Genomic DNA, 10,952 nt, shown 5'->3' with positions numbered 1-10,952 from the left:
CATATACGGTTTCTGCATTATAAGCTTCATTGACAACATAATGAAGCCAAAGCTTATCGGAGACCGCGCCAAAATACATCCGCTGATTATATTTTTCGGGATTGCAGGAGGGCTTGCCTTTTTCGGCTTTACAGGAATTTTCATAGGGCCCATAATCCTTGCAGTCTTTTCTACATTGGTTGACATTTACAGGAAGGAATACCTTGATGTGAATTGATGCTAAAGCGGTGATACAATGAGAATGAAAGTTAAGGATGTGGACATAAGTACCGGCGGAATAGCAGTTGCAATCATAAACAGCATTGATGCTGAAAAGCTTGGGACTTTCAAGGGTGACAGGGTTTGCGTAACAAAAGGAAAGAAAAGTGCTGTTACAATCGTTGATATTGCTGAAAGCAGCAAGGTTGTTCCTGTTGGAACAGTTGCCCTGTTTGAAGAGGCGCTTTATCAGATTGGCTGCAGGGAAAAGGATTATGTTGAAGTTACTCTTGAGAAAAAGCCGGATTCTGTTGTACTGATAAAGAAAAAGATGGATGGGAAAAGGCTTGCCTACCATGAAATATATGAAATAATGAAGGATATTGTTGACAACAAGCTAACAGACGCAGAAATTGCATACTTTATTTGCGCCTGCTACATACATTCTCTTGACCTTAATGAGATTGTTAACCTTACCCGCGCAATGTTTGACACAGGCGACATTCTCAGGCTTGAGCCGCCTGTTTTTGATGTGCACTGCATAGGGGGTGTTGCAGGAAACAGGACTACACCAATAATTGTCCCGATTGCCGCTGCAGCAGGGCTGATAATCCCTAAAACAAGTTCAAGGGCAATCACAAGCCCCGCAGGGACAGCAGACACAATGGAAGTAATTACTCCAGTTTCATTTAACATATCCCAGATTGGAGAAATAGTCAAAAAAACCAACGGCTGTCTTGTGTGGGGAGGCGCAGTTTCTCTTGCTCCTGCAGATGATAAGATTATCAAGCTTGAATATCCGATGGGAATTGACGCGCAGGCGCAGCTTCTTGCAAGCGTGATTGCGAAGAAGAAGTCAGTATCTGCAACCCATGTCCTTATAGACATCCCTGTGGGAAGGGGCTCAAAGATGCAGGATGTGCGCGCTGCAAAGAACCTTAAGCGGCAGTTCATGAGAATAGGCGCAAGGATGGGGATGCGCTTTGAAGTCATTCTTACTGACGGATGCCAGCCGATTGGAAACGGGTTTGGAGCTGTTCTTGAGATGAGGGATATCCTCAGGGTTTTGAAGAACAGCCCCCTTGCTCCTCTTGATTTGAGGGAAAAGTCCCTTTACATGGCAGGGCTCCTTCTTGAGATGGGAGGAAAAGCCAAAAGGGGGCAGGGCAGGGCAATGGCCAAGAATATGCTTGAGTCAGGGGTTGCATTGAAGAAATTCACTGAAATTATTGAGGCGCAGGGCGGAAAGGTGCCTGATGAAAACAAGATTGAGGCAGGAAAGCTTACCTATGTTTTCCCCGCATATGCATCCGGTAAGATAGAACACATAGACAGCACGCTTATTTCGCAGATATGCAGGGCAGCAGGAACCCCAAGGGACAAGAGAGCCGGGCTCTACCTTAACAAGCACAAGCATGAGAAGGTTATTGTCGGCGAGCCTCTCTTTACAGTTTATTCAGACAGCAAGCAGAAGATGCAGTATGCGATTGAGATTGTGAATAAGCTCGGCTTTGACGCAATAATAATACACTGAAATCCTTTTACTTTTTTTGATTATCTATTATTGATTCATTTTTGCTGATCATCATATTTTCTTGCGATTCAAGCTATTTAATCAAATTTTCATCCAGTGTCTTTTTTTACCTTTGGAATCAAAAGCCTTTCAATCATTCTGTCAGCTTCACCCCAACTGAACATGATTCCGTTAACGCTGATATCCAAATCATTCGGCTCCGCAGAGTTAATCGTGACTACATAATCATACCCATTTCGCTCAAGACCATAAGCAATTTTCTGAGCTTCCAAACGTTTTTTTTGTCCAACATAAAGTCCAATGTGAGGAGTTGTTTCTGCTTCTTTCGCCGTTTGATCAGTCCTGTTATGTCTATTATGTTCTCTTAAAAATTCATATTCTTTAATTAATTCTTCAGTCAGTTCAGTAGCCTTGTCATCCCATCCTAAATTTTCATATGCTTCAATTGCTTTTTCAGCGATTTCAGTAGCCTTTTCTGGATTTTTATTCTGGTCATAGAATCTAATAATGCTGTTGATGCAATATGAAATGTTTTCTCCTGTGACTTGTGCAGATACGTTCTGAGCTTTGGCTTCTTCTGAATCAATCTCTCCAATCCAGGTTTCTACCAATTCTTCTAATTTTGGTGTTGTGTTTTCCATTTTTATGCCCCCATTATTGAATAAAAAAAATGATTTCAGTAAATCTTAACGGTTGCTTATGTTTGCTAACCCCGCAAGGGTTTTATGAAAATTCTTTTCTTTGATACTAACTGAATTGTATTTATCTTGTTTTTTTGCCATAAAATTAATTTTTTTTAACTTTTTAATAATCATCTTCTCTGCTTTCTGTATCTCCTAAAATTTCTGTTAAGCAGCGTGTATAAAGATCAAAGCTATCTTTTTTCAACTCAGCCACTCCATTGTTCAATCTGTCCTCCTTGGCCTTTTGGTATAACCCCCAATTTTTTTCTAAATCCTCCTTCTGCATTATTTTATATTTTCCATAGAAACGCGAGCCATCATTTTCTGAGATTTCTTTTTTTTCTACCTCTCTTTTATCTTTGGCCAAGTATCTATCTGTCCTATGGTCGTTGCGGTCTTCAAAATGATTGACGTCGCTGCTGCCAGAATGGTAAATGGGGTCTGATGCGCAGGGTCTGAAACCATCTCCGATTATCCCCTCTGTTAATATCTTTTCCAATAACGTTGCTGTTTCCTCGGAATTGCAAAAGTAAGCGTTTCTCCATTCCTTAGTTTGCATGGGTCCAACCAAATCGTCATAAATTATTGTTTTATATCCTCCAACATGCACGCCATAAATTGTAACAAAAGTTTTAGTTTCTGTTCTTTCTTCCAATTTCATTTCAGTTTCTTCGTCCAATCTCATAATAATACCCCCGTTTAATTGATTTAAACTCTTTTCTGATACTGATTGTGCGGTTTTCAAATGCGGCTTACGCCCTGAGAAGATTGCCTTTGTAGGAGAGAATCCCGTTCTCCTCAGCAATCTCATCTGGGAGAGCAATTATTTTCTCTATTCTCAGGTATGCTGAATTCCCTGATTTAAAGTAAATCGCATTTTTAGGGTCTATTAGCTCATTACATATCCTTGCATATCCTTCATTTTCCAGCTTTCTGCCTTCTGAATCTTTTTTGGCCATCGCAGCTTCAATTGTCGCATAATACCTTGAATCAGCATTCCATTTTTTTTCGCTTTCCAGGAAGACCAGCCCGTCGTCAAGGATTTTTGCCCTTATTCCGCTGCCGCCTTCGCTAAGAATGTAGATTTCCTTTTCCAAATCTGATTGCATTTTATCACCCAGTTTAAAGAGAGTTGCAGTTCTTTTATTTTTTGCGGTAAAATAAATTCAAGAGTGTTGTATTATACAAAAAAGGCGCTAAAACTCATTACAAAGAAATTCCCTTGGAATTTCTTGTGCCAAAATTCGCTTGGCGAATTTTTGGTACTTTAGTTGCGAGATACAGCGCCTTTTTGTATCCTAAAAATCCGCGATTAAGAGAGCATCGGTTCAAACTCCGCACACAAAGAATTGTTTTACAATTCAAAGAAATGCGTTGCATTTCTTGAACAAGAAATTCTTTCAGAATTTCTTTGTTCTTGTGCCCCAGAAATGCCGTGCATTTCTCTGGGCTTTAGTGCGGAGCAGGATGCTCTCAGCGGATTTTTATGATTCCTGCGCATTGTTCCCGCTTTTTAGATAATTAAGCATAGAGAGATACTTTTGCTATGCGTTTTGCCTTTTTTTGATTTTTTTTACCATGAGAAAGAGTCAATGATTCTTGAGCTGTTTAAGAGAAAAATTGTCCCGTTTTTGTCTGAAAGCCGAAATTTCGGGATGATTTCCTGAAATGAGCCCTGATTTATAATTCCTGAAAGCCGCATTGAGTTTCTGCTGCTTTTTATGAAAATGTATTCAAGATTCTTCGGAAAAGGTGCAGGATTGTAAATTTCAATAATCTCCTTTCCCTTTCCTCCCTTGTATTTCACATTGGAAATCTGCAGGCATTCTGATTCAGGGCATTCATAGGCATCATTTTTTGGATAATTCCACACCTCTGAGAATTCCTCAAGGTAGCGCGCTGCAATTTCTCTGTCCTTTATTATGAGGATGTTCTCATCATTTCTGTAGTTGGCATTTGCGCTTGGGTTGAAGCTTCCGGTTATCACAGTTTCATTGTCTATTATGAAAACCTTGTGGTGCATGACATAAGGATTTTCATCAAGCTTAACCAAAACTCCGCTTTCATTGAGATATTTGAAAACTGAATAATTGGACTCCTGTCTCTTCTCAAAAACCCCTTTTGCCTCAATTCCATTAATTTGCATTTCAGAGATTTCCTCTGCAATTTTCTTTTCAGTGAAGCTGAATGTCATGAAAAGAATGCTCTCCTTTGCGCTCCTGATTTTTCCAATCAGCTTGTCAGTGCATGAATCCTCGGGGCAGAAATAGTTCTCAACAGGAATCTCATTTATTTTCAGGAAATTTTCCCTTGAAGCAACGCTTTTGCAGCCAATATTCCTGCATCTTAATTCCTCAAACTTGCTTTCATAGTTTTTCGCAAGTGTTTTTGAACTTATTACAAGAATGTTGTTGTTATTATAGTATGAATCCCCTTCTGTAGGGTTGTATGAGCCTGTAAAAACAATTCTTCTGTCAAATATGCAGAACTTGTTATGCATTATCCCCGCAGAGAATATTGGGAAGAAATTCCCGTTCAATTTACCCTTTATCTTTTCATAGGAATCGCTGTCAAGCCCAATGCTTAAGTTAATTTCCTTGCTTTTATTGGCGAGGAAATCAGCGAACTTATCATCAATTGTGTAGAAAGCGCATTTTACCTCATTTGCGCCTGAAATCAGCTCAATCAGCCTTTCCCTGCACTCTTCTTCAGGGCAGAAAAAGGCATTTATTGTTCCATCCTCAGTTTTTGCAAAAGCCCTTCCAGTTGCTGCCTTAAAACTCTCCTTTTCCAGTGTGTTTATGAGAAATGCGCAGAGGAAAATCGCAATAAGAAGAATGGGAATCCTTAAGGTTCTCTTATCAGATGTAAAAGCCATGCCATAATTTTTCTTTTTTGCCTTTATTTATCTTCCCCAGTTCATTCCGGATGTTTTTTGGCTTTTTCCCCAAAGGATTTTCTTCATTGCTTTCGCGCTTCTGAGAAGCCCGAATTTTGTTCCAGGATATTTCTTTTCAAGAAGCTCAATCTCTTTTCCAATGCATCCGGTAAAATCATTTCTGAATTTTTCCCTTATTGCATTGCCGAGTTTCTTGAACCTGCAGTAGAACTTAAGTTCAGGCGCTATCGCCCCAAGAAACAGCTTTACAAAAACAACTCCATCCCTCTCAATTACAAGCCCGAGATTTTCAGCCCTGCATTCATGGAATAATCCCCGAAGAAAATAATTCGCTTCCTTTTCGCAGCTCCAGGGAAGAATTACTGCAGAAAAGCCCTGCCTTTTCCATTCTAAAATGCTTTTTTTATCCTCAAAAATATCCTCGTTTATCGCAATTTTCTTTTTGACAATAATCTTTGCCATGAAACCGCGATTTATCTTTTTCATGAGGAAAATTGTTGCTTTTGCTTCATAAGTCCCGTCATCCAGAATCAGGATTCCCTTCCCTTTTGCAGCCATAATTATTCTTTTCACTGCCTTTTCCTCACGCAGCCCCTTTCTTATCCTTTTCTCAAGGATTTTTGAGAAGCATTCCCCGCAGAGGAGCGGAGAATACCTGAATTTTATGAGCCCTTTCCTTTTCCTGCAAAGCCCGCACATTCCTTTTTCCATTGCAAAAGAGCTTTCTCCTCGAAAGCCTTTTATAGTTTTCGCTCTTTAACCCATAAAACAAGCCAATTAGTTACTACTGGCGTATACTAAATATATACTCAATTAGCGAAATGCTTATATATAAGTTTATTTCACTATATAGTAGAAAAAGACAATTACGAGTGAAAAATAAAAACAAATCAAAAAATAACGATCTATCACCTCTTTTTCCCAAGCAAGCAGCCTTCGGGTTGCTTGCATGGGTTTTATAATCAATCTTGTTCTCAGATGGAGTTAATGCTTTAATCTTCTCGGCACTCGTAGAAATATTATGAGACAAGATTTCATATTTAATTTACGGTAAAAATTTAATTAATAAAATTAATTTTAATTAATGAAATCGCAGAATAATCCCAGAAAAATCTTAATCTCTTTTTGAATTATCTTTTAATTATTTTCCTTGCAGGATTCCTGTTGTTTTTCACGCTTTTACTTTTATTATTTTTCTTATTTTTAATTATCACCGTCTTGGTTTTTTCAGAGTTCCTTTTTGCAAGATAGATTATCCCAACTGCACCGAATGCAACTCCTGATATGAATATCATTGCCATTCCGATTATCGCCCTGTAGCGCGCATAAGCAGTCCTGAGCCAGCTGTCGTTATTGAAGTATATGTCAATTCCGCTCATCTCAAGGGCATATCCCGAGTATAAATATGCCGAGCTTAAGTCATTCTCCTTCAGCGAGTTTGCATACTCATAGTAGCTGAATCCTGCAATCGGAAACATTCCTGCTGCGCCCTGCTTCATTATTATCTGCTTTGTGGCTTCAAGCCTCTTTTCAAGAAGGTTATTTACATCACTGTCAGTTATTCCGTAAAGGCTTAGGACAACATCTGACTCTGCCTTTGCCCTTCCTGCCTTCTCAAAGCACGCTTCATATTCCCCATTCTTTGAATCTGCGATTGCCTCATTTATCCTGTTTCCTGATGCAGTAAGAGGGACTTTTATGAATATTTCAGCATACTGATGGCGCTCTTCTGCCTCTGAAATCTTGTTCAGGCAGAGGTTTCTCATGTTTTCCTCATTGAAATTGAATTTTTTTCCGGGCATTTCAAAGAATCTCTTCCAGAGGTTTGCGCTCACAAGACGCTCTTCAGCATAAGAAAGGCTGTAGATTGCATCGGCGCTTTTATTCTCAGCAATGCTTTTCATCGCCTCATCTGCATATTCCTCTGCCTCTGAGATGCGCGAATCAACTATGACATAGCTTTGCAGCCCGGTTATGGTGTCATAATTCCTGATTAGGAGTTCTCTTGAATCTTTTATCTGGCTCTTTATATTCTCAGAATAAGTTATTATCTCTGAAATGCTCATATTATGAATCTTCCTTTCAACAAATCCCAGCTTGACATTTGCCCCGAAGCAGTAGCTTGCTGCAGAGTAGAAATTTCCATAAATCATCTCATTCTTGTATCTTTCAGTTAAATTGAGTGCTTCATGATAGTATTCGCTGAGGTTATTTTCCATTTCTTTTGACAGGGGATTTTTGATTATTTCAGAAGCAAGCAATTCGCTCCTGTCGCAGAGCTCGTTTGCTATCCCTTTCATGATTTTTGTGTATTCCTCATCTATCTTTATTTCCCCTGAGAATTCCTTTATCCTGTGCCCTGTTGTGTAGTAAATCACTTCCCTGATGTTTGAAACTTCCACTGCCTCAATTCCAAGGCTTTTTGCATAATCATATATGCTGATGTTTGTGAGGTTTGCTCCGCCCATTGATTCAGAGTCGTTTTCACTGAAAACAAGGTTTTCCCCTTCAGGGATAAGGACTTTTTTTATCCCGGCTTTTGCAGCAGCCTCTATTTTCTCCTTAACTCCGCCGACAGCCCCGACAAGCCCGCCTGAGTTTATTGTTCCTGTGACGCTCACTGTCTCATCTATCTTAAGATTCTTAAGCTCAGCATAGGTGAGGGCTGCAATTGCTGCGCTTGCGCTTGGCCCCCCTATCATTGCCGAATTTGCCTTTATTGTGTAGAAGAAATCCATTGCCGAGCATGCTGCTCCTGCTTCTTGGCATGCAATTTCCTTTGCAAACCTTGTTGAAATCTGGGTGTCCACCTTCATTATCGGGAAGGTTTCCACAAAAACCCTTCCTAGCCCGGAGTTTATAGAGAGGTAAAGGTCTGCTACGCTTCCCTCATATCCCCCTTCTGCCTCTGCAACAGCCAAAAGCTTCATGTGCGCAGCAGAAGCATTTGGGATTAATATCAGGATTGAAATAAGAAGCATGGGATAAAAAAACAGATTTTTTGCTCTCATTTTTTAGATTTTAAAATGATTTTTTTTGTTTAATATTTGGATGGGATGAACTGGTATTTTCATATTTCATAAATGCTCTTTATCTTCTGCTCTGGTTTTGCAGCGGATTTTTTTGATGGCGCTTTCTTTTTTGCCTTTTTCTCTTTTTTTTCCCTGACAGCAGCCTTTGGTTTTTTCTCTTCTTTCTTTTCAATTGGCTTCTGTTCTGATGTTTTAGCAATAATCGGTGTTAATCCTGGAACTTCCTTGTTCTTCTGCTGAGCCATCCTGCTCTTATACTCGTCCTTGCTTGGGCAGTTGGGGTTGAGGCAGAACTTCCATGGGCGCTTTCCCTTGTATATCAAAAGGACAGTTGAAGAGCCGCACTGCTCGCATTTCTCAGGGTTTGGCTTGAGGAGCCCTGTCTGCGGTATCCCGAATGTTGTCTTGCACTCAGGGTATGCATTGCATGCGATGAATCTTTTCCTTGTTTTTTTTGAGAATATTATCCTTAATGAGCCCTTGTGGCAGACAGGGCACTCTCCAACAAGGGATTGTGTGTTTCTTGTTTCCCTGTATGCGCCTTTCAGCTCAAGCCCGACTTCCTTTTCCTTTGTGCTGAAATGCGAAAGCACTTTTGTGAGGACTGCTTTTGCCTCTTCAAGCACTTCTTCCCTCTTCTTCTTTTTATCCATCACCATGTCAGCTTCATCCTCAAAGTGCCTTGTTAATTCCTCGTCAACTATTTCAGGGCAGTATTTTTCCAGGGTTTTTTCTGTTTTTATCCCAATCTCAGTTGCCTGAATGAACTGCCCTGAGACATATCCCCTCTTGAAAAGCGTGTCAACGATTGTGGCTCTTGTTGCCTTTGTCCCGAGGTTCTTGTTTGAAAGCTCCTTGACTATTGATGCAGGAGTGTATCTCTTGGGAGGCTGTGTGTCTTTCTCAAGCTCGTCAATTGATTTTACCTTAACTTCCTCTCCTATTGCAACCTTGGGAAGCTCAACTTCCTTCTCAACAGCATAGGGCTCGTAAAGGGACAGCCAGCCCCTGAATTTTGTGGTAATTCCGCTTGCGCTGAAAATGTCATTTTCAATTTTGAGTTCAATTGCAACCCTTTCCCTTTTTGCGCTTACTCCGAATGTTGAGATGAACCTTTTTACGACAAGGTCATAAAGCTTTTTCTCCTCCCCTTCAATCTTCTTCGGCTCTATTCCCGTCGGATAGATTGCCGGGTGTGCAGGGTCAGTCTTTGAGCCCTGGTTCGGGATTAGCTTTGCAGTTGAGAGCCCCTCGCTTATTCCGGCATTTGCTTTTTGCGGATTTACAAGCCTTATCAGCCCTTTTATGAGATTTTCATATTCCTGCTGGTTTGAAAGATTGGAAAGAATTCCCACATATCCTATCTCAATTGGAAGCTGCTGCGAGGATGTTCTCGGGTATGATATTAATCCGTCAGTGTAAAGCGACTGCGCAATCTCAAGGCATCTTTTTGGGTTTATCCTGAAGCATCTGTATGCCTCCATCTGAAGTGTTGTCAGGTCAAAAGGATTTGGGGCAGTTTTTTCTATTTCCTGCTTCTGCATGTTTGAGACTGTGCATTTTTTGCCCGTTGTCCTTTCAATTACAGAGTCAGCCTCTTTCTTCTCCCAGAACTTGTCAATCTTGTGCCATGCCTCTATTGGCCCGTTCCCTGTTTCGCCTTTAAGGAGAATCTGCCAGTATTTTTTTGAGACAAATGCCTTTATCTTTTCTTCCTTGTCAACAATTATCTTAAGCGCAGGACCCTGCACCCTTCCTGAGCTCATTACCTGGAATGTTCCTGCTGTCTTTATTGCAGAAGTAAGAGCCCTTGAGATGTTTATTCCGTAGTAATAGTCAAGCTCATGCCTTAAAAGTCCTGCTTCAGCCTGCCCCCAGTCAATTGTCGGGGATTTCTTCTCATATGCTTTAACAAGGTCCTGTTTTGTCAGCGCAGAAAATTTCATCCTTGCGCCGTCTTCTTTTCCGCATATGTGCCTTATGACATTAAGCCCTATTACCTCTCCTTCAACATCGTAATCTGTTGCAACTGTGAAGCTGTCTGCCCCTTTTGAAATCTTCTTAAGAACATCTATGTATTTCTTGGTGTAGTCTGCCTTCTTGTCTATCTTGTAATTCGGAACCCATTCCACGTCAAAAACAGGGTATTTCCACTTATTTCCGCCCTCTTCCATAAGCCCGAACAGGTGCCCTACTGCGCACCCCACCATTATCTTTTTTCCTGAGCGGCTGATTTCATAGTAGGGAACGCCCTTTTCAGAATTCCTGATTATTTTCCCTTCAGAGAGCGATTCTGCAATCTTCATTGCAACTTTGGGCTTCTCTGTTATGATAAGCTCATAGCCCTTTCCCGGGCTGTATGAGGGAGAATTCTCATCTGAAATTTCCTTTGGTTTTGATTTTTTTGCTGGCATTTTACCTTTTTACCGCCATATTCTATTTGATGCGCCTTTGATATATTATTCTACGAACCCCTATCTCCTATAAAAAACTTTTGAAAAAGCCAAAATCCGGCTGATTTTTCGCTAATTGACTGCAGCAGGAAAGCAATTGCTCTGGACGGGCTTACTTGTATTGGTTCTATATTGGTTCGCAATCTTTTAAAT

Annotated in this window: 9 protein-coding genes; 2 read left to right on the top strand and 7 right to left on the bottom strand. The window is 40.5% G+C overall.

Going from position 1 to position 10,952, the window contains the following annotated elements:
* Together NTV63_00575 and NTV63_00570 are read left to right on the top strand one after the other, a co-directional pair.
* Positions 1-217: AI-2E family transporter (locus NTV63_00575; GenBank protein ID MCX6709438.1), on the top strand; the 217-nt coding region annotated here is incomplete at its 5' end.
* 18 nt (positions 218-235) lie between these two features.
* Entirely contained in the window at positions 236-1,732 is a 1,497-nt protein-coding gene (locus NTV63_00570) for an AMP phosphorylase (protein MCX6709437.1), read from the top strand.
* A gap of 89 nt (positions 1,733-1,821) precedes the next feature.
* On the opposite strand, the gene NTV63_00565 is transcribed toward NTV63_00570, so the two are convergent.
* The 7 genes from NTV63_00565 to topA form a co-directional block, all read right to left on the bottom strand.
* Entirely contained in the window at positions 1,822-2,373 is a 552-nt protein-coding gene (locus tag NTV63_00565; GenBank protein MCX6709436.1) for a hypothetical protein, read from the bottom strand.
* A 163-nt stretch (positions 2,374-2,536) separates the two neighbouring features.
* Entirely contained in the window at positions 2,537-3,100 is a 564-nt protein-coding gene (locus NTV63_00560; protein MCX6709435.1) for a hypothetical protein, read from the bottom strand.
* A gap of 67 nt (positions 3,101-3,167) precedes the next feature.
* Positions 3,168-3,524 carry a hypothetical protein gene (locus NTV63_00555; protein MCX6709434.1) on the bottom strand — a complete coding sequence of 119 codons (357 nt, stop codon included), beginning with the start codon at positions 3,522-3,524 and terminating at the stop codon, positions 3,168-3,170.
* 464 nt (positions 3,525-3,988) lie between these two features.
* Positions 3,989-5,293, bottom strand: a complete 1,305-nt coding sequence (locus tag NTV63_00550; GenBank protein ID MCX6709433.1) for a phospholipase D-like domain-containing protein — start codon at positions 5,291-5,293, stop codon at positions 3,989-3,991.
* Positions 5,294-5,320: 27 nt separating this feature from the next.
* Positions 5,321-6,025, bottom strand: a complete 705-nt coding sequence (locus NTV63_00545) for a hypothetical protein (GenBank protein MCX6709432.1) — start codon at positions 6,023-6,025, stop codon at positions 5,321-5,323.
* A 419-nt stretch (positions 6,026-6,444) separates the two neighbouring features.
* A complete protein-coding gene (locus NTV63_00540; protein ID MCX6709431.1) occupies positions 6,445-8,325 on the bottom strand; it encodes a hypothetical protein in 1,881 nt (626 codons plus the stop codon).
* Positions 8,326-8,384: 59 nt separating this feature from the next.
* Positions 8,385-10,760, bottom strand: coding sequence for a DNA topoisomerase I (gene topA, locus NTV63_00535; protein MCX6709430.1), 2,376 nt, complete (start codon positions 10,758-10,760; stop codon positions 8,385-8,387).
* Positions 10,761-10,952 lie beyond the last annotated feature (192 nt).

The organism is Candidatus Woesearchaeota archaeon, assembly GCA_026394965.1.
In the GTDB taxonomy this organism is placed as follows: Archaea; Nanobdellota; Nanobdellia; order Woesearchaeales; family 0-14-0-80-44-23; genus JAPLZQ01.
The sequence above is the reverse complement of the archived record's forward strand: the minus strand, read 5'-3'. Positions and strand labels throughout refer to the sequence as shown.